Genomic DNA, 22551 nt, shown 5'->3' on the forward strand with positions numbered 1-22551 from the left:
CCACTCAGTGAGTGAACAAAGTAGCGAGGTCAAATTCCTCGTAAACGCCCTTGCTGAGCAAATAGGGCGGCAGCGCATGCTCTATGCCGGTCGCAATGGCAACGTGAAGCGCACGAAGCTGTGGGATGAGTTCGGTTACCCGGACATCCTGAACTTTGCCGATTTCCATCGTCAATACAGGCGCGGCTCCTCCGGATTCGCAGCTGTGCATAAGCTGCTCGACTCCTGCTGGGTTGATCGCCCGACAATTATCGATGGCGACGAAGAAAAAGAGGCCACTGAAACCACAGCGTGGGAAAAGAAAGCCACCAAGCTGATGAAAAAGCTGTGGCCGAAGATTAAGGACGCTGACCGCAGGAATATGGTTGGTCGATATTCGGCGCTTCTCATTCAGGTCAGGGACAGCAGGGACTGGGATCAATCTGTTGATACTGCCGTTGTGAAAGCGCAGGGCGCTAACGCCCTGGTTAAGCTAATCCCTGCATGGGAGCCGCAGGTTAAGCCTGGCAATCTGGATATCGACACATGGTCAGAAACCTACGGTCAGCCGGTCAATTACCAGTTCAATGAGCAGCCAATTGGCGATGAGGGTGCGTACAGCAGCCCTCGCTCAGTGATGGTTCATCCAGACCGCATCATCCTTCTGTGCGAAGGCTCTGAGGATGAGAATATCCTCTCCGGCATCCCGCTTCTTGAAGCTGGGTATAACGACCTTCTGGATATCGAAAAGACCAAGGGTGGCAGCGCTGAGGGATTCCTGAAGAATGCCAGTCGTCAGCTTGCGATGGAGTTTGATGCGGCAACCCAGACTGACGAGCTCGTCAAGCAAGCCAAGGCCGCAGGCTATGACAGCCTTGGCGATGCGATGAACGACAAAGTGAACAAGCTTAACCGAGGGACGGATGCTGCGATTGCCATGCAGGCTGGTAGAACGAGCGTTCTTTCAGTGGCTGCTGCCGACCCAACTCCAACATGGACTGTCTCGGCCAACCAGTTCTCGGCAACCATTCAATGCCCTTTCAACATTCTGTTCGGAAAGCAGACCGGTAACCTGGCATCAGAGGAAGATAAGACCGCATGGGCTAACCGCTGCAATGAGCGGCGATGGGGCTTTATGTCCGACGTTATTACTCGTCTGCTGGAGCGGTTCTGGAAGATTGGCATTATCGAGCCTCCCTCTTCCGGCGAGGTAACACTGGCATGGTCTGACTTACTGGCTCCCAGCGAGAAAGAGAAGCTGGCCAACATGGCAACCATGGCTGACGTGGCCTACAAAACTCAGCAAGCTTTCGGTACTCCAGTGGTGGATGAGAACGAAGTTCGCGCAGTTGGAGAGCTTGAGCCTCGCAAAGAGGCGGAGATACCAGACCCAAACAAAAAGGTGACAACCGATGATCCTCTTACCGGAGCAAAAGACGAGAATCGGAACGCCGATAGTACCGCGCAATAAGAAAGACCCCACCCAGTCAGCACGGCAAGTCAGCCGGATGTTCAATGATATAGAAAGCCGATATCTGGACATCAAGCGGCGGCTGAAGGTGCTATTCGACCAGAGGATGACAGGCCGCGAGAGGGTGGATAACTGCCAGCGGTCATGGATGCTGTGCAATAACGAAGGCGCAGAGCCTACGCTATACCAAGTTAACGCCGGGACGTACATCTACGACATGACCGCCGCACAGCTTGCCGACCTGCTGCAAGTGGTGCAAACCATTTTGGATGATGCGCTGCTTGATGGCGGCAGTCAGCGGCTCTGGGCGCTTGACTACGTCGCAGCAGAGTATGAGCGAGGAACGCACTCGGCATACACCAACATTTCTGCGCAGTCATCGGTGTACGCAAGCCAGACAACGCTTCAGCAGTTGCTATCAACCGCTGCATACCAGAACCAGATCGCCAGCGCATTTATCAGCACCTACAGCGACTGGAAAGGCATTGCCGACTCTTCCCGAGCTGACCTTGCGAACATCATTGCTGATGTGATAGGACGCGGCATAAACCCACGCGAAACCGCCAGCATCGTTAGCAAGCGGCTTGATGTGTCGATGGCAAAGGCGAAGACTATCGCTCAGACCGAGCAGGTTGGAGCACTTCGCCAGGCTCAATGGAATGAAACTGACTGGGCATCTGACAGGCTGGGTCTTAATACCGGCTTGATGTGGCTTTCAGCGCTAAAGGCAACCACCCGGAGCTGGCATGCAGCTCGCCACGGACACGTTTACACGACCGAGGAAGTGCGGGACTTCTACGCTGACGGCGGCAACCGGTACAACTGCTACTGCAGCCAGATTCCATGCCTGCTGAATGATGATGGCAGCATTTACAACGAGGGGCTGGCGGATAAGATGGCGAAAGAACGGAAGGAGTGGACAAAAGCTACTACATGAATATGCTGTTTCTTCAAACTATTGGGGGATACATGGATATTCGAGAAGTAGGAAGGCGCGTTTATATATCGTTATCTAATGCCAACTCCAGAAATCACGGCCGCGAAATTTTCGTTAGCCTCGATGATCTGGTTAAGGATGTACAGTCTGGTGCTTCCGTAGAGATTAGTCGGAAACAGATTGTCGATGCCATTGAAAATGATCCATTCAGACAGGTTAATGCTTATGGGGTAGTTACCAATATACCGTTATTTAATACTGGGCATACAAATGGTGTACTTACGTCAGTACAGCTACCAAAACTTGGTTACGAAAACCCAGAGCAATGGGGTCTAGATTAATCCTCAACAAAGTCGCTCAGGTGGCCTTTTTATTGCGGCGTAACTCAATAGGTAGAGTAACGCATCAACACGGCCATGTGGTCGTGCTCGGTACGGCATGATGTTGACGCCTGACGAGAGTGCTGGTTCGAGTCCAGCAGCCGCAACCCCTTACATGCCCAGCCCTCGCGCTGGGTTTTTTATTGACTGAAATCCATCCATGAGGACCCAGCATGAAACGCAATCGCGTTAACGTGCTGACCGTAGTCAACTCCGCTTCAAACATCACCACTGAAACCGTCGACGGCAAGCCACATATCGTGGTTCGCGGCATCACGCCTGTCGTGGACGATATTGTGATGAACCGGAAGTTGTACCCGGCAGCCGAAATCGAAAAGGCATACAACACCCTTGAGCGAAACCCAATGCCACTCGGCCACCCGAAGGTAGATGGGAAACATGTATCGGCTCGCGATGTTCGGGCGGTGAATAACTATCACGTTGGGGCATGGCTCCAGAACGTCAGTCATGAAGGTGGCAGGGTCAGCGGTGATATGTACGTTGACCGGCAGTATGCAGAGTCCAGCGAGAAGGGTAAGCGACTGGTTAACCGCCTTGATGAAATGGCGGCAGGAACCAACGTAGAGCCGATTCACATCTCAACCGGACTTCTGTACTCCGGCATCGCCGCCAATGGTGAGTCAAAGGGCAAGAAGTACAACGAAATCGCCACGAACATGAACTTTGACCATGTGGCCGTGCTGCTTGATGAGCCTGGGGCTGGAACGCCAGGAGATGGCGTCGGTATTTTCGTAAATGCCGAAGGCGATGAGCAAGAGATTGAAGTGGCTCTACTCTCAAGCGCCTCCGACCTCACTCGCGAAGGACTGCTCAACAAAACAAAGTTCTTCTTCACCAACGCTTCCAATTTCTCTTTCGACGACATCCAGCGAGCTATCAGCGACAAGCTTGGAGAGGCGAGAGAGGGCGATAAGTGGCTATGGCCTGAAAGTGTGTGGCCAGACAGCTTCATATACCGTAATGACACCAAATACCTCAAACAAAAATACCTCATCGGCGATGACGGCAAGGCCGTGTTCGTCGGCGAACCTGTAGAAGTCGTGCGCAAGCCAACTGAGTACGAAATCAAAACCAACGGAGTTAATAACCCCATGAAATACATGATCGTAAATGCGCTCAAAGCGAAGGGTAAGCCGACTGAAGGCAAGACCGAAGCGGAGCTGCTGGATGCATACAACCAGATGACCGCAGATGAGGCCAAAGCCAAATCTGAAACCCCGGAAAAGAAAGCCGCTCGCGAGAAAAAAGAGGCTGATGAGAAGAAAGCCAAAGAACAGGCGACCAACAGCGAAGCACCATCATGGTTTACGCCTTTCGCAGAGAAGCTGACCGCCATCGAAGCTGGCATTGCCGTTAACTCTGACAAAGAGAAAGGCGAAAAGCGAGCCGCTGTTAAAGCGAAGTTCGGCCTTGATGACCTGGCGGTTAACGCACTGGACGGCGCAGCACTCGATGGCTTTTTTGCTCAATGCCAGACATCTACCGGCCTGAGCGGCGCATATCGCCAGGCAACGAATAACCAATCTTTCAGCGACATGCCGGAGTAATAAGAAATGGCTAAAGACGGTAAGCACGTAATTCACGCAGGCGGCATCTTCGCCAACCCACAGCTGCACCGTGAAGGGGCGGCGGCGGCGGACACCAAGCCCGGCACTGTAGGATTCTTCGATAACACAACGAAGAAATTCACCGCATCTGTAGATGGCAAAGAGGATGCGATCCTCTATGTAGCCAACTACGACTATCTGCGCTGCAAAACGGTGGATGACACCATTGCAGCGGGCGACTGGGTTGTTGGATTCCATCCTACACCAGGCGTGTTCTTCAACGTGCCAGCGGCAGCAGGCACCTATACAAAGGGTCAGCCACTGTCGATCGCTAATGGTCGCGTTAAGGCCAAGGTCGCCGACGAAGCCACCCGCGCCTATGTGGAAGAAGACCGCTCATACACTATCGCGACAGCAGGTGATCTCCTGCGCGTAGTAATCAAGTAAGGAGAACCTGCATGTTTGTATTTTCCACCAAAAAAGCCACTGAAACTGGCAACCTTGGGGTTAACTCCTCCCAGTTCAAAAAGCTGGTATCAGCACGTAACGCCAGCGCTCAGGCGGCGGCAGACTTCATTGCACGCACCAAGTGGCGCGGTGATGCAGAGGATGCACCTGAACTCAATGCTGTGAACGCCATTGACGATATCCGCCGCCTGTATAAGGCGTATGACCAAACCGTCCTGGCGCAATTCGAGCCTAACACCGAGTTCACCCTGCTGAATGACCTGATGCCTCTGTCTCGCTCAGTTCGCCTGGAAGAGTCGGTGTATGAATACGCTCGCACCGGTGGCCGTGGCTGGGCTCACACATCCATGTCCGGACAGATTGGCGCGGCTCTGGATGCGAAGTCCTACACCTTCGATGGCACCATGGTCCCGATTCATGACAGCGGCTTTAAGTTCAACTGGCGTGACCCGGTATTCAACAAAGGTTCCGCTCTTTCATCTCTTGCAGATGCTCAGTCCGGTTCCGTGGATGACGTTCGCCGCCAGTATGTTAACTACATCTGGGAAGGCTTCCGTGATGCGGCAGGCAACTACGTTAAGTTTGATGACAAGACGTGGAAAGGCCTTCGTCATGATGAGCGAGTAGCTCAGGTTACCCTTACTGTTAACTTCGCAACCAGCACTGACCCGAAAGCCATGCGTGCTGCTGCAATTGCCCTGCGCGATGTGCTGAAGCTGCAAAACTACCAGTACGGCCAGCAAACCTGGTACATCTCATCCGAGATCATGTCGAACTGGGAGCAGTATTTCGACGTTAACTCCCTGCGAACCGTTCTGGAAGAGATTGCCAAACTGGCTGGCATTTCTGCCATCAAGGAAGACTCTGAGCTGACCGGTAACGAAATCCTGATCGTGCCACTGGCTGCAGGTGTTATTGCTCCAATCGTCGGCCAGGCATTCGGCACTGTCGCCGACCCTCGTCAGTTCTACAACTCTGACTATGTATGGCGCACCTGGGGCGCTGCTGGTCTGATGGTTAAGCAAGACATCAACGGTCACTTCTCTGTCGTTCACGCTTCGAGCTAAGAGGTAAGTCATGGCACTCGTAAAAGTTATTTCTTCAAATATCTTCGCGGGTGCCGGTCTCAAAAAGGTAGAGGCCGGTTCCACGATTGAAGTTAGCGAAGATCGGGCGGCGTCATTGATTGCTGCTGGTCTGGCTGAAGGAGCCAAAGAAAAACAACCAGAGAACAAAGCACCCAAGAAGGCATGATCATGGCAGAGCAGATAACAGGCGCGCAGGTTAAACAGCAGTTGTCTGCGCTTGGTTACACCATTCCTGATTTCATGATTGACGCTTACATCTGCAAGCTTGATGGCATAAGTCAGTGCCTGGAGGTGGCTGGCTACGATGAATGCGACCTGATTTTGATAAAGGTGTACGCCGTAACGTTAATGGCAGTCACCGCTTTCAGTCAGCGCATTAAATCACAGTCAGCGCCTTCAGGGGCGTCCCGATCGTTCGACTACAGCGGCGATATCAAAAACATGAGGAATGCGCTTCTGGCACTGGATAAATCCGGTTGCACTGGCTCGCTCCCAATTGATGTTGGTAGCTCCGTTGGGTTCTTTGATGTCGTCGGTGGCTGCTGATGTGGATATCCGTAAAGCAGCGAATGCCGGAGCCATTCGTACGCGTGTGGGTGATGACCGACACTGGCAGGCAGACTACCGGGTACGTGAAATCTGACGGCGAGTGGTTCATTAACTGCGAGAAAATCCGGGCGACTGGTGCGTAGGTTCTCAGGTGGAGGGGGTAGCAATTGTCATCAACAGCTTCGTGGTCATACACAGCGCCTTGCACCATCTGGCGAAACCTCGGCTTTGCTGAGAATGGCGACTCGTTAGGCTGGTCATCTCCTGAAATCATCATGGCTGACTATCAGGGTGGGCTGTCTGCGAAAATCGGCAGCATCGGGATGGAAATCACCGTTAAAAATACCTTCTGGACTGAGTTCACGGAGGCAAGGCGCGGGGATTACATCCTGATTGGCTCATCGACTGACGCCGACCCGATAAATGCCGGTGCGGATGAGGTGATGCAGGTTATCCGCTACGCAGACACCTTTGAGCGAACAGCCGACGACTATGCAATTCTTACCGGAGCTTGATATGGGCGTTAAAGTGAAAGGCGTAAGCCAGGCTAAGCAGAAACTGGATGCGCTGCTCGGTGAGGTGCAGGGGCGAAAGGTTGGGCGGGCTATCAAGTCAGCGTTATTTATAATTGGCGCTGACGCAGCGACGATGACCCCAATCGATACCTCTTATCTGGTCAACTCGCAGTATCAGGAGCTGCTAGTCAATGGTACGCGGGTTACAGGGCGTGTTGGTTACTCTGCCAACTATGCGGTTTACGTTCATGAGGCATCAGGCAAGTTCAGGGGCAGGCCAAGAGCCAACGGCAGCGGTAATTATTGGGACCCATCAGGAGAGCCAAAATTCCTTGAGAAAGCATTCAAGGATAACGCCGACAAGGTGGCTGCAATTATCCGCAAGGAACTGAGCCTATGACACCTCCAATGTACAAGCGGGTGCGGGATGTCTTTATGGAGAGTGGCCTGACCGAAGGGCTTAACATTCAACTGCTGGTCTGGACTGATGACCCTAACGATAAGCGCCTGGCGAAAAGCTACATCGTGTTTCGACCGTCTGGCGGTTCAAATATCGATAAAGATATCAGCGGTGATTACTTCGTCATGGTGGATGTCATTTCCGCTAAAGGCGTGACCGAGTATCAGAAGGCAGACGACGCCGTTAACCGCATCATTGAGTTCGTGAAGCAAAATCCATTGGTCAGCAAATGCCTCGGCCAGATAACCAACCTCGGCGGCACTCCAGCGCCGGTACTCTCTACTGAGGGGCGGCTCGTTTACCGCCTCATGTTCGCCTGTCTCTACGGCGACTAAATATCTAATCCATCCATCAGGCTGCCATGTGCAGCCTTTTTTATTTGAGGTAAACCATGCAAGGTTGCGAATCATCATTTGACCGCCTAATCGGTCGAGCAAAAACGCTGGAGCTTGCCTACGGCTGCCCTGACGTAATGCCTACGGAGGCCGAGTGGAAACTGCTTGGCTTGCCGACTTCTGGCACCTGGGACTACAACCCGGAAACCCTGACCTCTGATGCCGATGACGGTGGATTTACCTCCACCATGATTTCAGGGCTCGACCCGACTTACTCAATTGACGGTGAAGTTCGCGTTAACGACCGCTCTGACGAGTTCGGCATTCAGCAGCTGATGGCTTACATCCCTCAAGAGGTTCGGGCCCGCCGTCAACCGACAGTGTGGATGCGATTCCATTGGGGCGACTACTACCATATCGGCTACATGGTTGTTTCTGGTGCGAGCGACGGCGGTGGCGTTAAAGAAATCGTCACTTACAGCCTGGAGTTCAAGCTGAACGAAGGCACCACCTTCCAGGTGATTCCTGATGAAGACCAGATTGCGGTTACCGGCGTTACCGTATCTCCGAAAACTGTATCCATCGCTGTAGGCGCAACCCGCCAACTGACTGCAAACATCGCGCCGGCTGATGCGACCAACAAAGCCGTTACCTGGTCATCTTCCGATGCTACCAAGGCAACGGTGAGCAATACAGGCCTGGTGACCGGCGTAGCAGCTGGCACCGCAACCATCACTGCGACGACTGCGGACGGCGCGAAGACCGATACCGCAGCTATCACCGTGACTGCGTAATTAATACAGAGGGTTCCCGTGAGCCCTCGATATTGATTATGGGGGAGCAATGACACCTTTAACTGAAATTGGCGAGTGCCTTATCGGCGCTGGCCGCCGCGAATACTTCTTTCGCCCATCATTCGCTGCAATGACGCGCATAGGCTCGCCAGCAGAGATTGTGCAGGCCTTTTACGACTTAAACCATGACGCAGTGTCACCGCTGTTTGCTCGCGCCTATGAAGCTTACGGAAGCGTTCCTGCGTGGCTGATGGAATACGTCAGTAAGCCGGGGTTTGCCGACAAAGCGATTGGCGCGGCAATAAACATCCTGCAGGCGTGTTGCGATGATGACTGTGCATCGTTGACCGGCGCAATTGTGCCGAGCCGCAGTCGTACAGGTGAGCTAATCTGGATGCCAGGAGCGATGTCTTATGAAGAGATGGTGATGATATCCAGCTCGCTTATCACCCACGGCATTATTGGAAAGGCGAAAGTTCGCAAGCTGCAGCGCAACGAATCAGGCCAGATGACGAGAGAATTTCACGCTATCGAATACATCAACGCCGCCCGCTCACACTTCGGCTTATCGAAAGATGAAGCGATGAAGTTGACCATGACCGAGTTCCAGTTGCTGCTCAACACCAAATACCCAGATCAAAAAGGTTTCACGAAAGAAGAATATGATAGCGTTGTCGATGATTATTTTGCGAAAAAAGCGAGAAATTTGGCACAATCGGATTGAAAAGGGTAGTCTGCAAATGGCAAAGACAAGCTTTGTTTGTTTATTAAACGTTTATTTTTTCGCAATATCAGTAGTGATATGTTGGTATGGGATTTTAAATCTAGCCAAGGAGGATGCTATTCATGAGAGCAATATTTATTCTTATTTCATTGACCCTGCTGGCATCTTGCGCATCCAGCGATGAGATGTATTCTTCAGATAAGAATTCAACACGAGTATCGTCACCAATCTATAAGGTAGATGGATCAGGAAATATGCGTCGTGACCATCGAATGGAAAAGGTAAGAGACAGGGGGGGTGTTGATAACAGCACGAATTGCGGAACACCGTTTGGTAGGTAGTTCAGGATTTGTACAATGCATCTGCTTTTTCGCTTGTAGTAACGCACAAGGATTTTTTATTAAGAAATAGCCTTAAGTCCAGCATTAATAGCAGCCTGAACAACGGATTTCAGCGCTTCTAAAGAAAGTTCCCCAAGCAATGACTTTGCTTTTTCTTTGTCTTGCGTATTCATTCCAGAAAGATTGATCAAGTCTTCAAGAACCACAACAGTATCCCGATGAAGCCTAACAGTTTGCACATTAAGGATGGCAGAAAGTCCACCATCGTTTCTTATGAAATCAATACCTTTACAAGTGGCTGTCATTTCTTCGAGTATGGACAAATAGTACGAATCGCGGTTACCAATAAAATCTATCAGGCCATGGTCTCTTAGGTAGAAGAGATTGGCTTTAATCTTTCTCTCACTGTCAATCTTAAACTCACTATTGATCAATGGTTCAATTGAAGGTAAGACGTATGCCAGAAACTGTGCTGGATAGGGATACATCATTGCGCATAACTCCAGTATTTCCTTTTGCATTACTCTATCGAACTTAGTCATCATTTATCCTTTTTGAGATTTACATCAGGCTATCACTTGATTGTTTGTCGTCAAATACTGATATTTGATCAGCCCGCTTCGGCGGGTTTTTTTATGCCCGGAGAAAAATATGGCGCAGGATTTAGGCGGTATTTATTACGAAGTAGACCTTGAAACAAAAGGCCTGATGGACTCCGTCAAAAGAGCAAAAGGTGGGCTCGATTCGCTTGGAAGCTCCACCTCCGGGCTATCAAATGGGCTAGATAAAGCTGGTCGCTCAGCATCTTCCACTGCCTCATCATTTTCAGGTTTAAGCCGAGTTGCTGCTTCACTGATGGCAATATTGTCTGTACAGCAGGTGGCGCAATATGCTGACGCATGGACAACACTAAACAATAAGCTATCAAATGCCATCAGGCCTAATCAGCAGCTGGCGGATGTCACTGAAACTGTTTTTAACATCACTCAGCAGACAAGAAGCAGCTTAGAAGCCACGGCTACTCTTTACTCAAGGCTGGAGAGGGCGACTCGCTCATATGGAGCCAGTGCCAGCGAACTTGCAAATCTTACAACAATAATCAATCAGGGGTTCATAGTTTCTGGAGCTACAGCGCAGGAAGCTAAAAACGCCGTTATACAACTTTCTCAGGGGCTTGCATCCGGAGCGTTAAGGGGCCAGGAGTTTAACTCAGTTAATGAGCAGGGGAACCGATTAATCGTTGCTCTTGCTGATTCGATGGGTGTCACTGTCGGTAAGATGCGTGAGCTGGCAGCACAAGGCAAGCTGACTACCGATGTAGTGGTAAAAGGATTGCTATCCCAGGGGGATGCGATAGGTAAAGAGTTCGCTAATACTACCACGACGATTAGCCAGGCATTAGAAGTGGCTGGCAATAACATCACGAAATTCTTCGGTGAAAACTCCACCGTAAAATCCGGTGTTGCAACGTTCAATTCTTCAATTGTCAGCATCAGTGAGAACATTGACGTACTTGGAGTGGCTTTAACCGGTGTTGCTGCAATCATGGGGAGTCGTTATGTTGGCGCGTTAACGATGGCGACACAGGCTAAAGTTTCAGGCGTTACAGCAACAATCAGGCAGCAGAAGGCTGAATACGATAACGCCAAGGCTACGATTGCCAGCGCTCAAGCCGAGATAAAAAACTCTCAGGCCATTATTGCATCTGAGCAGGCTAAAGCTCGCCAGTTGGCAACTCAGGCAGCAATAAATAAACAGTATGGCCTGTCGGTCTCCTACCAGGCAGAGTATGCAGCAATTCAGAAAAATATAGTTGCAGCTGATAACGCGGCAGCCGCTGCAAAAGCAAGACTTGCAGCGGCCACGCAACAGGCTTCGGTTGCAAACAGGGTCTACGCGGCTTCAGCTACCTTGCTGAAAGGCGCTCTTTCTTTCATTGGCGGCCCTGCCGGTGCTGCAATGCTCGCAGCAACTGCGATTTATTATTTCTATCAAAAGGCGCAGCAAGCCAAGCAGGAGAGCATCGATTTTGCAGATTCTCTTGATGGGCTTACTGCAAAGATGAAGCAGTTAAGCGCTGTTCAAATTGCTGCTGCCATCGCGAAAACCGAGCAGTCAATCATCGACCAGCAAGATGCTATCGGGGATTTGAGAGCGGAATATGATCGACTTGAGCAAAAGAAAACCTTCATTGAACAGGCTGCGCAGATTAGGGGGGCGGCGGCAGTAGCTGACGACCTTGCGGAAGCCAATCGCAGCCTGGCAATCCAGGCAGGAAAAGTTGAAGAGGCAGAAAATAAGCTCAGCAGAACAACAAGCTCTCTCGGATTGCTTCGGGCGCAAGCTAATGGACAGTTCAGAGAAGGGATAGATCTTCTGCGAAGGGATGGCGAGGAAGCCGGAACGGTAGCGGGGATAATGAGCAACCTAGGAAACGCTATCAATATAGCAGCCAAAGCCAAGGAGAAATTTAACGCATCATCTCTGATGGTTGAGCGTCCAGCAAAAGTACAAGAGTATCTCGATAAGCTTTCCAGCCAGGTTGATCTGCAAAGTGAGATTAATGATAAGAAGAGGGCTCAGTTAAAAGCTGAGCAGGAGATAAGGGCGCTTGGCGGAATTGAACAGGATGTCAACCTTGCAAGGCAAAGGGCTGGAGCTGAGTATGATGCGCTGCAAGCGCAAAAGGAATCAAAAAAGGAAGCTAAAGACAGCGCAGCACAGGCCAAAAAGACCGGCAATGAGCAGGAATCCGTTGCACAAAAGCTATCTAATCTGAAACAGCAATCTGATTTAGCAGCAGAATCAACACGCGAACTAAGTCGCGAGCAAACTATTTTAAATGCTCAGCAATCACTGGGTAAAGGCGCTACAGATGCTCAAATAGCTCAAGCGGGTGAGTATGCAGCAAAAAAATGGGACGTTGCCAACTCAATTAAAGCCCAAGCCGCAGCTGAGAAGCTCATCCCGGAACGACAGGAATCAACTCGCTATGCCCAGGAGGCGAGAGACCTCAAGACGGCACTCGACGCTAAGAAAATAACTCAGGATGAGTTTAATCAGGCCACCGAGAGAGCTGAGCAGCAGCACCAGTCAAATATCGCGAAAATACGCTCTGATGCGGTCGTTAGCCCTCAGCAGGAAGCGGCTGGAACAATTGACCCTGTGCAGCAACTGGCAAACGAGCATGCCCGCAAACTGGCTCTTATCAAGCAATTCGAGAGCGACAGGACGATTACTGAGCAGCAAGGTATTGCGTTGAGAAATGCTGCCAACCGGCAATTTGAGATGCAGCGCGTAGAGGCTCAGTGGGAAATCTGGCGGCAGCAGAGCTTAGGGAGCGAGGCAGCAGCAGCGGCATTTGATAGCTTTGCTGGCAACGCTTCCAACGCGCTGACCGGTATAATCACCCGCAGCATGACAGCAGAGGATGCGCTTCGCTCTATCGGTAGCAATGCACTCAACAGCCTTGTTAATACGTTTGTTCAGATGGGTGTCGAGTGGGTTAAATCTGCGATCATGGGTCAGGCTGCACAAACTGCTGCAATTGGTACTGTAACGGCAGTTCAAACGGCTGCAGTGGCGACGCAAACAGCAACCAGCACCGCAGCAGCGGCTACAACAGCTGCGGCATGGACTCCAGCGGCTATACTCTCATCCGTGGCATCAATGGGTACGGCTGCAGCCATAGGGCTTGGAGCGGTGGCTGGGGTTGTTGGGGCTAATCTGCTGGGTAAGCGTAAAAACGGCGGACCAGTAACTGCGGGAGGGATGTATCAGGTTGGCGAGGGCGGCATGCCTGAGATTTACCAGGCCAGCACCGGTAAGCAGTACATGATACCCGGTGATAACGGCAAGGTGATAAGCAACAAGGATATGACCGCAGTGGGCGGTGGCGGGGTGGTAATTAACATCCAGAACTACACGTCATCCTCGGTTGATGCACAGGCAAGTACCGACGGAAATGGCGGTCTGACCGTTGATGTCATCGTTGCAGACCTGAACAATGGCGGCCCGATCAGTAATGCCATAACCAGCAACATGAACGTTAAACGCACTCCGAGGGGGCAGGGCTGATGCCAATTATCGACTATCCAGACTGGCTGCCGCTGGCGCAGAAGACCAGCAAAAACATGACGCTCGATACCGGGTTCCAGACCGATCAGCCAGCGGTCGGCCCGGCTATCTTTGAGAGCCAGACCGATGACCTGAAGGTTACCTGGTCGCTGACGTGGATTTTCACCCTAGCGCAAGAGCGAGCATTTCAGCAGTGGTTACGCAGCCCTAACTATCTCAACCGTGGCCTGAACTGGTTCAGGATGAATATCAATCTTGGTGGGAGTGGACTACAACTGCAGGAGTTGCATTTCACACAGATGCCAGTGCAAACCAGTATTGACGGAAGTGCCGTTACTTGGACTGGAACGGTTATAGCCAATCATCTCTACAACGCAGACGACGAATTCGACGACATCATTGTTGAACTGCCGCAGCCTTGGGATAGCCGGTTGGATATCGTTGTGACGGGTTATCCGGACGGGCGTGATCCAGAATCATTACCGAGGGCTCCATAATGCCTAGCTTCAGGGAGTACAAGCAGCAGCGCCCGACGCGCGGCCTGTTCGACACCATGACCTTCTATCACCCATCGTTTGGCTATGTCCGCCTGGTCGATAAGCAGTTCTTCCCGAAGACGCTTGGTGGCCAGACTTACACGCCAGCGCGATTTGAGATTGAAGAAAGTCAGCAGAGCGGTACGCCGGTGATCGACGCGACGGTAAAGCTTGGGAGGCTGTCTACAGATATCAAATCGCTGATGAAGAAATGGAAAGGCGCGGCGAGGCTGACAGCCATCACGGCCACGAGACAGGTATTCGACAGCGGAGACGTATCGGTGCCGATCAAGTCGTGGCAGTTATATGTCAAAACGGTGGATATCGACGCTGAAGCGGCATCCGTCACCTTGTCTGTCACTAATCCGCTGAACAACAATATAGGTCGACTTTATGATCCACTCGAATACACCGGTCTGCAGTACCTCTGATTTTATAAGTAAGGTGATTGGCACGCCGTGGGCTAACCGGGCTTGCTCGTTCGACAGGGTCGACTGCTGGGGCCTAGTGGTGCTGTATTACCGCCACGTTCTCGGCATTGAACTGCACCAGACTCCGGACTACGAAGCCAAGGAAGACTTCTTCACATGCTATCAGGGCGACGTGGTTTTCTGGCGCCAGATTGATAAACCGGTAGAAGGCGGAATATTCGTCGGGTATCGAGGGTCGCAACCGGCTCATGTTGGCCTGGTTCTGAATCGTAAGGCGCTGCACTCTCGCGGCGAGAACGGAAGCGTGCGCATGGATTCGTTACTGGTCATTCAGCGGGCATTTACCAAAGTGGAGTTTTTCAAATATGGCGTTGATTGAGCTTCAGCGTTTCCCGGGAACGCCAAAAGAACGCTTCAGGGTGCCAAACGGCACCCTTTTTTATGACTGGCTGGCTGCTAACGATTGCTCACTCCACAGTGACCTAATGATCGTCCGAAACGGCGTGAAGCTGAGTGACGATGATGATCTTGCTATTGAGCTGAGCGAGCTGGACTGTATCCAGATATTTGACCAGCCGAAAGGCATCGTTGGCGACATACTGAGCCCAATCTTCAAAGTTGTTAGTCAGGTGTTTTCGTTTCTGGCACCAAAGCCTGCTATCGCAAACACCGGTGGAAACAGCGTCGACTCCCCGAACAACAGCCTGACGGGCCAGACCAACACCGCTCGTGTTTACAAAGCAAAGCCTGATATTTACGGACAGGTTCGCTCTTTCCCGGATTTGATACAGGAATCAATTTTTGAATACGTCAGGCAGAGCGATATCGACGGAGGATTGAAATACGTCACTGAATGGATGTGCGTAGGTATCGGAACCTACGATTATTCATCTGTTCGTTATTCTGAGTCCAGTCTGGGGTCGCTTGCCGGCGCGTCATTTCAGTTTTACCAGCCAGGTGAGGTGATACCTGAGATTGTAGAAGGTTACGGCTTTGATGATGTCGATGGACAGGAAGTTCCAGGACAGAATGAGGCAAGCAACTTCCCTGTTGAGAGCGCAACAGCTAACACCATTGTGAGCGGTACATACTCCGGTGGACAGATAGCGATGAAAATTGTGAAACAGGCTGAGTTTGAATACTTTATCGGTCTTGCTCTTCCGCACGCTGTCACTTTCACAATAAGCGTAACTTATCCAACGCCGACAGGCGATATAACAAAAGACGCCACATTTGCTGGCACACTTATCAGTGCATCAGAGTCTGATGACGGTTCCTTGGTGAATCCAGTCAAATGGTACACATTCACAATGGATAAACTTGATGGTCCCGCTGACGTACCTTCCAACGCGACGATTAACACAACTAAGTTTGTCCTGAACGACAACGAAGCACTTGTGGTGGGGCCATTCTTCTCACCCGTCGAGTCCTCGCAACTTTGGATACATACACAGTCTCAGTTGGGTGGCGATCACTCGACATTTTGGAAGGTTGTTATCTGGAAGATAGATGATGAGCATAACCAGATACCAGGAACTGAGCAGACATTTAACTTTGCCCAGGGAACGCCGCACCACTCAGCCAGTGAGGTTTTTTACAGAACGGCGAAAATCACACCGAATGGCGGTTTTGGTAAGTATGCAATCAATTTTCAGCGTACTGACAACTCCAGCGATGCAAGCGTACTCAAAGTAGAGGAGATTCATGCGGTAAATATCAGGGCCAATGTCGTGCACCCGACCGACACTCTGGTTCGAGTACGCGTTAGAGCCACTGAAAACGCGCTCGGAAGCCGTGAGCGTAAATATAATGCTTTGGTAACCCGGCATACCATTTCCTACAACCTGAACACGCAGTCAGTTGACTACACGTTGCGAGCTTCGCGCTCCTTTGCAGATGCCGTGGCACACACTTGGTTAATCATGGGTGAGCAGTCGGTGAGCAGTATTGACCTGTACGGTCTTTATTCCATCGCCGAGAGTCTGCCAGATAATCGCCTGGGCTACTTCGACTACACATTTGACGATGAAAACGACTCGCTCGGTGATAGGGTACAGGCAATCTGCAATGCGGCATCTGTCATAGCGTATTGGGATGATGGTGTACTGACGTTTACCCGTGATCAAAAAGTTGTTCACCCGGCCGCCGTTTTCAATCGGGCGAATATGAAGACGGACGAGTACAAAATGACGTACGAGGCTACGCTTCCTGGTGGCTACGATGGCGTTCAGGTGTCCTACGTTCATCCGACCACGAACAACAAGACCTACATTAACTACCGCGTACTGAGCGGCGCCATTGTCGAGCAGGAAGCAGAGAACCCGAACAAGCTGGAGATAGTCGGCTTCCGTAACGAGTACCAGGCGCGGGAGCGCGCGCTACGCGAAACAAAGCGTCTGATCTACTCACGGGTGAAGATGAACGCCAAAGTGTTTGAAGACGGAATTATGCAAGTCGGTAGCGTCGTTCAGATAGCTGATATCTATGACAGTAACCAGCAGCAGGGTTACATCACGGGGCGTACTGGGAATAACTTTGATACAAGCGAGCCAATCATGTTTACCAGCTCGATGTATGTCCTGGTGACAGACAACCTTGGCAATCCCACACTTCGATACCCGGCAATCCCCCGTAATGACACTAAATATGGCTTCACTGCGGCGATCCCCAGCATACAACTCAATATATGGAACGGAGAAACTGTGCAGCTCCCGTCGCGCTATCTGATTGCGACCGTGGAAGAACTAGACAGTCAACTATGGACTGTCAACAGCATCAAACCAAACACTGATAACACAGTCTCTCTAAGCGTCGCAGAATATAGCGATTTGATTTACCCATAACCCTCGATTTTTTAACACCACAACCCGGCCATGTGCCGGGTTTTTTATTGGAAAAATTATGGCTACCCAACCAACTAATAACGCAGTGCCAAGTGAATCGCCTCGCGACCTGAAGTTTAACGCCGGCAAAATCGACGAGTTTGTTACGTCTCAGGGTTGGACTTATATCGATCGATTCGGTGGCAAACATTACACTATCGAGGGCATCAACTATCTCGCTCAGCAGGTGATGAATGCATTTGGCTACGTAACGCTGACCGGCGTAACTTTCACAACTGGCGCAACAGTTTCAAACCCAAATGAAGTGCTCTTTAACACTGCTGATAACTCATACTATAAGTGGTCTGGATCATTTGCATCTGGTCGGAAAGATGTGTCTCCTAATTCAACACCAGAATCATCGGGAGGGATTGGGCCGGGTAAGTGGCTGAGTGTTGGTGACACAGTTCTTCGCTCTGACCTGTCGAAAGAAGATGGGCTAAAACTCATTGGTCAAAAGGTAAACTACGGCATCCCATCGAGCTCATCACTCACGCAGGGATTAATGTGGATATTTGACAAAGTAAAAGGTTATTTGCGAATTGGCGGTTCTGATCTTGAGCCGCTTGATGATGAAAAGAACTTCTGGCGAGGGCTCCCTTCTCGAAACTCCTGGGGCGACCCTGCCATGATCGGAGATTACTCCGTATCATTTAACCGTAATGGTGCGTCCTTTGCTGTGTACACATCCACATTTGGACATGACTGCGTAACTTATGGTGTTGCATCTATTGCTGGTGGGGCGGGAAGTGCAACTGGCGATCCTGATCATATAACATCTCCAAATGGAGAGGGTTATTGTTCTGTAGCTATTGGTAAAAATGTCCTTGCATTGGGTTCAAAGTCAGCAGCATTCTGTGAAGAAACAGAAGCTTTGTCCAGGGCGGCTTTTGCTGCTGGTTATCTCACCCAGGCCAGGGGAGGTTTCACATCAGATCCTGGAGGAGTTGCAAGCGATGGTATTGGTGCGACAGCTTTCGGATATAGAGCCCGCGCTGCTGGAGACGGATCAATTGCTATAGGAAAAAACATTCAGGCATATGGCGGCTCAATTGCAATAGGTTCTGGTATCAACGATGGCAGTCCAGCTGTTAACAGTAATGCGAGATCAGGCGCTCTTTTTGCAAACTCTTTAATACCGGCTATTGCATGGACCCCTGCAGGTGGCGGAGCTAGTGACATGCCCTTTGTAGGCATTCACACTCTTTATCCAAAAGAACCTCTTGATATATTAATGCCAAATGGGACGAATGCTGCTTTCAGGATTGACGGAACTGGAACAGCCAGGATCAAGCTGCAGGGAACATCTAACAGTGGTGCATCATTAGATATCGCATCTTTGGAATGGACGAGCTCAAATGGTGGGAGCTCTGTAGGAACATTGAAGATAAACATGAATAACGGAGCGCAGAGCATTGAACTATCAGGTGATGGAATGATGTCTCTTAAAAATGTGAAAACTCTTGCGGAAATATCCGGTGCCCCTGCGGGCACCATCTATAAGGATGCTTCAAACTTCCTGAAAATTGTGGTTTAAGAAAAGTCATCGCCAAGGAAGGCGGTTAACAATGCTTCCGCTATAACTCTATGGCCCATATCTGCCGGGTGGTTAGCGCCATTGCCAGTAATCGCGTAAATGTTTTTTCGCTGAAGCATCTGAACCCAGACGTTAGTTATATCGACAAATGTCACATGATTATATTTGAGAGATAATTTTTTCAACTCTGCGCTGTATAGCGGGAAATACTCCTTCTTCGGTAGCACCCATTCAGGATTCGGAAGGGTAGAAGAAAGCAGTACGATTCGTGCATTACTATTTTTGCTTTTTATATTTTTTATCAAAGCATCAATGTTAAATGCGTAATCTTTAGCTGGCAAATCGTTAGCGTCGTTCATGCCGAATGCCAAAACATAAACGTCAGAGTTAAATTTAGTTAGCCTTCCATCTGTATTGTAATACGCATTGCCTGTTGTCCATCCCGGCACCGATGGATTGTAGTAATGATATTCCCCACCTTTCACCATAGCCATGTAAGCAGACACAAGGCCAACATATGGTGGCTGGTGTGGCTCCGAGTAGATGTCGGTAGCATTAGCGCCGAAAGTGATGCTATCCCCGTAATACGTAACTTTCATGTCATTCAAACTATTAACGTAATTACGTAAGTCTGTAACCCCGCCGCTCATCTTGAGGTACAGGCGATCTGACTTCTTGTAAGAAGCTGAAATCTGATACTTCTGATATTCAGGAGTTAAGTTAATGTTGAAGGTTTTATCTTCTTTGGTTGGCTTGCTGAACCCTTTCTTTGCCACAGGAATACTTGATCCCTGTAAAATCTGCACCATGTCTCCTGACACTTTAAAATCAAAATATTTACGATAGAGTTCACCAGTGGTCTGATTAAACATCATTATCGGGCCAGTTGGCTTGAATAAAAGGCGATCGCTTTTAAAATCTTCAGATGCATAAATAGTATCTGAATAGATGAATTTACCGCCAAAAAATGAAGGGTGAATATTGAATTTATTCACAATATAATTACTGCACTTAACATCTTTACATGTTGTGTAGTTATCTGGTGTAGCGGGTATTTCAGCAAGAACACTGAATGACGCCGACAGCAATGATGCAACAATTAATTTGTTCATTTAGCTTTTCCGTATGCTTTTTTCTTTATCCAGCCATTAACAGGCTTCTCAATAAACTTATAGCATGCAAGGGCGATAATCTGGCAGTAGATGTAATAGACGATAACATAAGGAGCTATGCTCACCGTCTTATCGAGACCAAACTGTGTCCAGATAAACAGAAATACTGGCGCTGAAATACCATGGGACAGGTACAGGCTGTAAGATGAGTCGCCCAGCAGCAGGAAAGTTCGATTGTGAGGAATTACCCCTTCAAGGCTCAGCGCTGACCAGACAATCACGAACGCCGGGGTGCCCCATGTCAGCAGTCGGGAATAATCGTTATAAGCAAAAACACCCGAGTTAGCGAAAGCAAAAAGCGGGAAGAAAGAAGCAATACCCACCCACGCCAGCCACTTCGGCAGAACGCATCCTGCGGAATACATCCGGTACAGATACATTCCAAGGATAAATTCTATAAACATCTGGCTTGATAGCGTTACCAGAACCTTACTTTCGCCGTGAGCCAGTGCATTACCTGCGCCGAAAACTACTAGGGCGCAGACTGAATAAAACTCGAGTGAGTTGGCTTTTTTAATACCAATCGCAAGCAGGCCCGCAAGCAAGAAATAAAACAGGAATTCAAACTGCAAAGTCCAGCCTATGCCAAGGATTGGTGGCTTGTCGAAGTTCATGAACGTCATCGTTTTGATGATCCACATGAGGTCTAGCCGCGAGCCGTTGAAGATATACGCAAAGTCTGCCGTTGGATGGGATATAGCACCTGAATCAACAAGCCAGGAAGTAAACACAACAACTAATGTTGCTACTAGGTATAGAGGCCAGATTCGGGTTATGCGGCGTTTAATGAATCCCAGCGGCGTTAACTTTGGCGTCATGCCATCTTTATAGAGACCGCCATAAATGATGTACGGCATGATGAAGCCGCTGATGATGAAGAATATGTCAACGCCGACGCCACCAAGGTTTGTAATCTGCGGTGTGATGCCATAAACGGCCAGGTTAGCATGAGCATAAATCACGAGGAATGCGGCAAGGAACCGCAAATACTGAATGTTGGCAATCATCATCAACTTTCTTGTCTGTTAAAAGGCGAATGATTCTAACAGTTAAGAGGAATCTGATCATTCTGTTTGCGGGTTAGAGCAAAGCCACAGATGGCGTCGATTCGTCTAGCGCTGATGACATGTGTCATCTTCATGGCATGGGGCATGGATGGGACAAAAAACTAGCGCGAGGTTGCGTGAACTTACCAACAGCTCAAACACTCTCGCGCTAAATCTCTGTCTTGAATCGTGATGTTTCCTGTTCTTTCTCTATCTTACAATTTAACTCCTCATATGATGAACATGCAGGTTTAGTTGATTAAGCTATTTGATTTTACTGAATAATTTAATCAAATCACTTTTGCGTGGGGCATGGATGGGGCAAATGACGATAATTTCTGGTTCAGAATGGCTTCGGCAAGCAGTTTCTTGAGCCTGGCGTTCTCTTCCTCAAGCGACTTCAGGCGCTTAACCTCGGGCACCTCCATACCGCCATACTTCTTACGCCAGGTGTAAAAGGTGGCGTCGGAAATGGCGTGCTTACGGCTGAGCTCACGGGCAGAAACCCCGGCTTCAGCCTCGCGGAGGATACTGATGATCTGTTCGTCGGAAAAACGCTTCTTCATGGGAATGTCCTCATGTGGCTTATGAAGACATTACTAACATCGGTGTGTATTAATCAACGGGGAGCATGTCAGTTAAACACAAACGTGCATTTGTGGACTTCCTTCTTTTTATACTCCCTCAAGACCACATCAATCTCATGCTGCTTTCCTAATCTCGTCAGCTCGGCTTGATCGCGCAAAACTTCCAGAGCAGCATCAATCAGTATGATCACCCTGTCTGTTCCAGCGTCTGTTTTTGGCGGGGTGAATTCTTTGGTCAGAGTATGATTCCTTCTGACTGTCAATGTGCCGGCCTTCAGGTCGATATCTTCCCATGCAATGCCACACATCTCGCCATGCCTCAATCCGGTATATACCGCCAGTGACCAGAAGTTTTTAACCTGCCGATTTGAGCACGCATCAATAAGTCGAACAAATCCCTCACGAGTAAGTGGGTCTGGCTCTACCTTAGAACGGCGAAGCGGAGACATCCCATCCATGGGATTTTCGCTGATGTAGCCATTGGCTTTAGCGAAGCCCAACATCCCGTAGATAACTCCCATGTAGAAATTTACCGTAGCAACTGAGCGGCCCTGAACTATGACAAGCAGAACTGGCAGCAGGTATTCAGCGGAACAGGGACAATTACCGTTAAACTTCCTGACGGAAGTACATACACCGGTCCATCACTTAACTATTTTGCATCATTATTAAAA

The 22551-nt window shown here is 49.9% G+C and carries 23 protein-coding genes and 3 pseudogenes; 21 read left to right on the forward strand and 5 right to left on the reverse strand.

Annotation, left to right across the window (positions count from 1 at the left end; translation table 11 throughout):
- The first annotated feature begins 7 nt into the window (after window positions 1-7).
- The 15 genes and pseudogenes from ACREYP_RS09060 (at window position 8) to ACREYP_RS09130 (ending at window position 9268) form a co-directional block, all read left to right on the forward strand.
- Window positions 8-1450: a DUF1073 domain-containing protein gene (locus ACREYP_RS09060; protein WP_498881296.1), complete on the forward strand. Its 1443-nt coding sequence runs from the start codon at window positions 8-10 to the stop codon at window positions 1448-1450.
- Window positions 1392-2387, forward strand: coding sequence for a structural protein (locus ACREYP_RS09065; protein ID WP_498881297.1), 996 nt, complete (start codon window positions 1392-1394; stop codon window positions 2385-2387). Before ACREYP_RS09060 ends, ACREYP_RS09065 begins: the two co-directional genes overlap by 59 nt.
- Window positions 2384-2728: a hypothetical protein gene (locus tag ACREYP_RS09070; protein WP_498881298.1), complete on the forward strand. Its 345-nt coding sequence runs from the start codon at window positions 2384-2386 to the stop codon at window positions 2726-2728. The genes ACREYP_RS09065 and ACREYP_RS09070 overlap by 4 nt, the downstream gene beginning before the upstream one ends.
- Window positions 2729-2761: 33 nt before the next feature.
- A pseudogene (locus ACREYP_RS09075) lies at window positions 2762-2874 on the forward strand.
- A gap of 66 nt (window positions 2875-2940) precedes the next feature.
- Window positions 2941-4335, forward strand: coding sequence for a DUF2213 domain-containing protein (locus tag ACREYP_RS09080; protein ID WP_498881299.1), 1395 nt, complete (start codon window positions 2941-2943; stop codon window positions 4333-4335).
- Window positions 4336-4341: 6 nt separating this feature from the next.
- Window positions 4342-4782: a hypothetical protein gene (locus ACREYP_RS09085; protein WP_498881300.1), complete on the forward strand. Its 441-nt coding sequence runs from the start codon at window positions 4342-4344 to the stop codon at window positions 4780-4782.
- A gap of 11 nt (window positions 4783-4793) precedes the next feature.
- A complete protein-coding gene (locus tag ACREYP_RS09090) occupies window positions 4794-5870 on the forward strand; it encodes a major capsid protein (RefSeq protein WP_498881301.1) in 1077 nt (358 codons plus the stop codon).
- A gap of 10 nt (window positions 5871-5880) precedes the next feature.
- Entirely contained in the window at window positions 5881-6057 is a 177-nt protein-coding gene (locus tag ACREYP_RS09095; protein ID WP_498881302.1) for a DUF7302 family protein, read from the forward strand.
- Window positions 6058-6059: 2 nt separating this feature from the next.
- Window positions 6060-6437: a DUF7370 family protein gene (locus tag ACREYP_RS09100; RefSeq protein ID WP_498881303.1), complete on the forward strand. Its 378-nt coding sequence runs from the start codon at window positions 6060-6062 to the stop codon at window positions 6435-6437.
- Window positions 6434-6583, forward strand: coding sequence for a DUF551 domain-containing protein (locus ACREYP_RS09105; protein ID WP_498881396.1), 150 nt, complete (start codon window positions 6434-6436; stop codon window positions 6581-6583). Before ACREYP_RS09100 ends, ACREYP_RS09105 begins: the two co-directional genes overlap by 4 nt.
- A 24-nt stretch (window positions 6584-6607) precedes the next feature.
- Complete coding sequence (locus ACREYP_RS09110; RefSeq protein ID WP_498881304.1) at window positions 6608-6955, forward strand: hypothetical protein; 348 nt, start codon at window positions 6608-6610, stop codon at window positions 6953-6955.
- Between the two features lies 1 nt (window position 6956).
- Window positions 6957-7355 carry an HK97-gp10 family putative phage morphogenesis protein gene (locus ACREYP_RS09115; protein WP_498881305.1) on the forward strand — a complete coding sequence of 133 codons (399 nt, stop codon included), beginning with the start codon at window positions 6957-6959 and terminating at the stop codon, window positions 7353-7355.
- A complete protein-coding gene (locus ACREYP_RS09120) occupies window positions 7352-7750 on the forward strand; it encodes a phage tail termination protein (protein ID WP_498881306.1) in 399 nt (132 codons plus the stop codon). Before ACREYP_RS09115 ends, ACREYP_RS09120 begins: the two co-directional genes overlap by 4 nt.
- 56 nt (window positions 7751-7806) lie before the next feature.
- Window positions 7807-8544, forward strand: coding sequence for an Ig-like domain-containing protein (locus tag ACREYP_RS09125; protein WP_498881307.1), 738 nt, complete (start codon window positions 7807-7809; stop codon window positions 8542-8544).
- Between the two features lie 49 nt (window positions 8545-8593).
- The gene (locus ACREYP_RS09130) at window positions 8594-9268 is read left to right on the forward strand and encodes a DUF6246 family protein (protein ID WP_498881308.1); all 675 of its coding nucleotides are present in this window, start codon (window positions 8594-8596) and stop codon (window positions 9266-9268) included.
- A gap of 400 nt (window positions 9269-9668) precedes the next feature.
- On the opposite strand, the gene ACREYP_RS09135 is transcribed toward ACREYP_RS09130, so the two are convergent.
- A complete protein-coding gene (locus tag ACREYP_RS09135) occupies window positions 9669-10154 on the reverse strand; it encodes a hypothetical protein (protein WP_336821301.1) in 486 nt (161 codons plus the stop codon).
- 106 nt (window positions 10155-10260) lie between these two features.
- Between ACREYP_RS09135 and ACREYP_RS09140 the strand changes: the two genes are divergently transcribed.
- From ACREYP_RS09140 to ACREYP_RS09165, 6 genes are read left to right on the forward strand one after another with little or no spacing between them, the layout of a single operon-like run.
- Window positions 10261-13686 (forward strand): tape measure protein, encoded by a 3426-nt coding sequence (locus ACREYP_RS09140; protein ID WP_498881309.1) that lies wholly within the window; start codon window positions 10261-10263, stop codon window positions 13684-13686.
- Window positions 13686-14183, forward strand: coding sequence for a hypothetical protein (locus tag ACREYP_RS09145; RefSeq protein ID WP_166991749.1), 498 nt, complete (start codon window positions 13686-13688; stop codon window positions 14181-14183). The genes ACREYP_RS09140 and ACREYP_RS09145 overlap by 1 nt, the downstream gene beginning before the upstream one ends.
- The gene (locus ACREYP_RS09150; protein ID WP_166991753.1) at window positions 14183-14653 is read left to right on the forward strand and encodes a hypothetical protein; all 471 of its coding nucleotides are present in this window, start codon (window positions 14183-14185) and stop codon (window positions 14651-14653) included. The genes ACREYP_RS09145 and ACREYP_RS09150 overlap by 1 nt, the downstream gene beginning before the upstream one ends.
- Window positions 14616-15032, forward strand: a complete 417-nt coding sequence (locus ACREYP_RS09155) for an NlpC/P60 family protein (RefSeq protein WP_205246346.1) — start codon at window positions 14616-14618, stop codon at window positions 15030-15032. Before ACREYP_RS09150 ends, ACREYP_RS09155 begins: the two co-directional genes overlap by 38 nt.
- The gene (locus tag ACREYP_RS09160; RefSeq protein ID WP_498881310.1) at window positions 15019-17496 is read left to right on the forward strand and encodes a host specificity factor TipJ family phage tail protein; all 2478 of its coding nucleotides are present in this window, start codon (window positions 15019-15021) and stop codon (window positions 17494-17496) included. The genes ACREYP_RS09155 and ACREYP_RS09160 overlap by 14 nt, the downstream gene beginning before the upstream one ends.
- Window positions 17497-17554: 58 nt before the next feature.
- Window positions 17555-19072: a tail fiber/spike domain-containing protein gene (locus ACREYP_RS09165; RefSeq protein WP_498881311.1), complete on the forward strand. Its 1518-nt coding sequence runs from the start codon at window positions 17555-17557 to the stop codon at window positions 19070-19072.
- On the opposite strand, the gene ACREYP_RS09170 is transcribed toward ACREYP_RS09165, so the two are convergent.
- The 4 genes and pseudogenes from ACREYP_RS09170 to ACREYP_RS09185 form a co-directional block, all read right to left on the reverse strand.
- Window positions 19069-20184 (reverse strand): SGNH/GDSL hydrolase family protein, encoded by a 1116-nt coding sequence (locus tag ACREYP_RS09170; protein WP_498881312.1) that lies wholly within the window; start codon window positions 20182-20184, stop codon window positions 19069-19071. The genes ACREYP_RS09165 and ACREYP_RS09170 overlap by 4 nt on opposite strands.
- Window positions 20181-21254: an acyltransferase family protein gene (locus tag ACREYP_RS09175; protein WP_498881313.1), complete on the reverse strand. Its 1074-nt coding sequence runs from the start codon at window positions 21252-21254 to the stop codon at window positions 20181-20183. Before ACREYP_RS09175 ends, ACREYP_RS09170 begins: the two co-directional genes overlap by 4 nt.
- 371 nt (window positions 21255-21625) lie before the next feature.
- A pseudogene (locus ACREYP_RS09180) lies at window positions 21626-21856 on the reverse strand (transposase); the annotation flags it as partial.
- A gap of 71 nt (window positions 21857-21927) precedes the next feature.
- Window positions 21928-22257 (reverse strand): annotated as a pseudogene (locus ACREYP_RS09185) (tyrosine-type recombinase/integrase); the annotation flags it as partial.
- Window positions 22258-22551: the final 294 nt, after the last annotated feature.

The organism is Enterobacter sp. TMH.L2 (genome assembly GCF_050847315.1).
Taxonomy (GTDB): domain Bacteria; phylum Pseudomonadota; class Gammaproteobacteria; order Enterobacterales; family Enterobacteriaceae; genus Cedecea.

What these genes read in the sequence shown, in the direction of transcription:
- ACREYP_RS09065 (WP_498881297.1), top strand. Translation starts at nt 1,392, where the DNA reads ATGATCCTCTTACCGGAGCAAAAGACGAGAATCGGAACGCCGATAGTA.
- ACREYP_RS09070 (WP_498881298.1), top strand. Translation starts at nt 2,384, where the DNA reads ATGAATATGCTGTTTCTTCAAACTATTGGGGGATACATGGATATTCGA.
- ACREYP_RS09080 (WP_498881299.1), top strand. Translation starts at nt 2,941, where the DNA reads ATGAAACGCAATCGCGTTAACGTGCTGACCGTAGTCAACTCCGCTTCA.
- ACREYP_RS09085 (WP_498881300.1), top strand. Translation starts at nt 4,342, where the DNA reads ATGGCTAAAGACGGTAAGCACGTAATTCACGCAGGCGGCATCTTCGCC.
- ACREYP_RS09090 (WP_498881301.1), top strand. Translation starts at nt 4,794, where the DNA reads ATGTTTGTATTTTCCACCAAAAAAGCCACTGAAACTGGCAACCTTGGG.
- ACREYP_RS09095 (WP_498881302.1), top strand. Translation starts at nt 5,881, where the DNA reads ATGGCACTCGTAAAAGTTATTTCTTCAAATATCTTCGCGGGTGCCGGT.
- ACREYP_RS09100 (WP_498881303.1), top strand. Translation starts at nt 6,060, where the DNA reads ATGGCAGAGCAGATAACAGGCGCGCAGGTTAAACAGCAGTTGTCTGCG.
- ACREYP_RS09115 (WP_498881305.1), top strand. Translation starts at nt 6,957, where the DNA reads ATGGGCGTTAAAGTGAAAGGCGTAAGCCAGGCTAAGCAGAAACTGGAT.
- ACREYP_RS09120 (WP_498881306.1), top strand. Translation starts at nt 7,352, where the DNA reads ATGACACCTCCAATGTACAAGCGGGTGCGGGATGTCTTTATGGAGAGT.
- ACREYP_RS09125 (WP_498881307.1), top strand. Translation starts at nt 7,807, where the DNA reads ATGCAAGGTTGCGAATCATCATTTGACCGCCTAATCGGTCGAGCAAAA.
- ACREYP_RS09130 (WP_498881308.1), top strand. Translation starts at nt 8,594, where the DNA reads ATGACACCTTTAACTGAAATTGGCGAGTGCCTTATCGGCGCTGGCCGC.
- ACREYP_RS09135 (WP_336821301.1), bottom strand. Translation starts at nt 10,154, where the DNA reads ATGATGACTAAGTTCGATAGAGTAATGCAAAAGGAAATACTGGAGTTA.
- ACREYP_RS09140 (WP_498881309.1), top strand. Translation starts at nt 10,261, where the DNA reads ATGGCGCAGGATTTAGGCGGTATTTATTACGAAGTAGACCTTGAAACA.
- ACREYP_RS09145 (WP_166991749.1), top strand. Translation starts at nt 13,686, where the DNA reads ATGCCAATTATCGACTATCCAGACTGGCTGCCGCTGGCGCAGAAGACC.
- ACREYP_RS09150 (WP_166991753.1), top strand. Translation starts at nt 14,183, where the DNA reads ATGCCTAGCTTCAGGGAGTACAAGCAGCAGCGCCCGACGCGCGGCCTG.
- ACREYP_RS09155 (WP_205246346.1), top strand. Translation starts at nt 14,616, where the DNA reads ATGATCCACTCGAATACACCGGTCTGCAGTACCTCTGATTTTATAAGT.
- ACREYP_RS09160 (WP_498881310.1), top strand. Translation starts at nt 15,019, where the DNA reads ATGGCGTTGATTGAGCTTCAGCGTTTCCCGGGAACGCCAAAAGAACGC.
- ACREYP_RS09165 (WP_498881311.1), top strand. Translation starts at nt 17,555, where the DNA reads ATGGCTACCCAACCAACTAATAACGCAGTGCCAAGTGAATCGCCTCGC.
- ACREYP_RS09170 (WP_498881312.1), bottom strand. Translation starts at nt 20,184, where the DNA reads ATGAACAAATTAATTGTTGCATCATTGCTGTCGGCGTCATTCAGTGTT.
- ACREYP_RS09175 (WP_498881313.1), bottom strand. Translation starts at nt 21,254, where the DNA reads ATGATGATTGCCAACATTCAGTATTTGCGGTTCCTTGCCGCATTCCTC.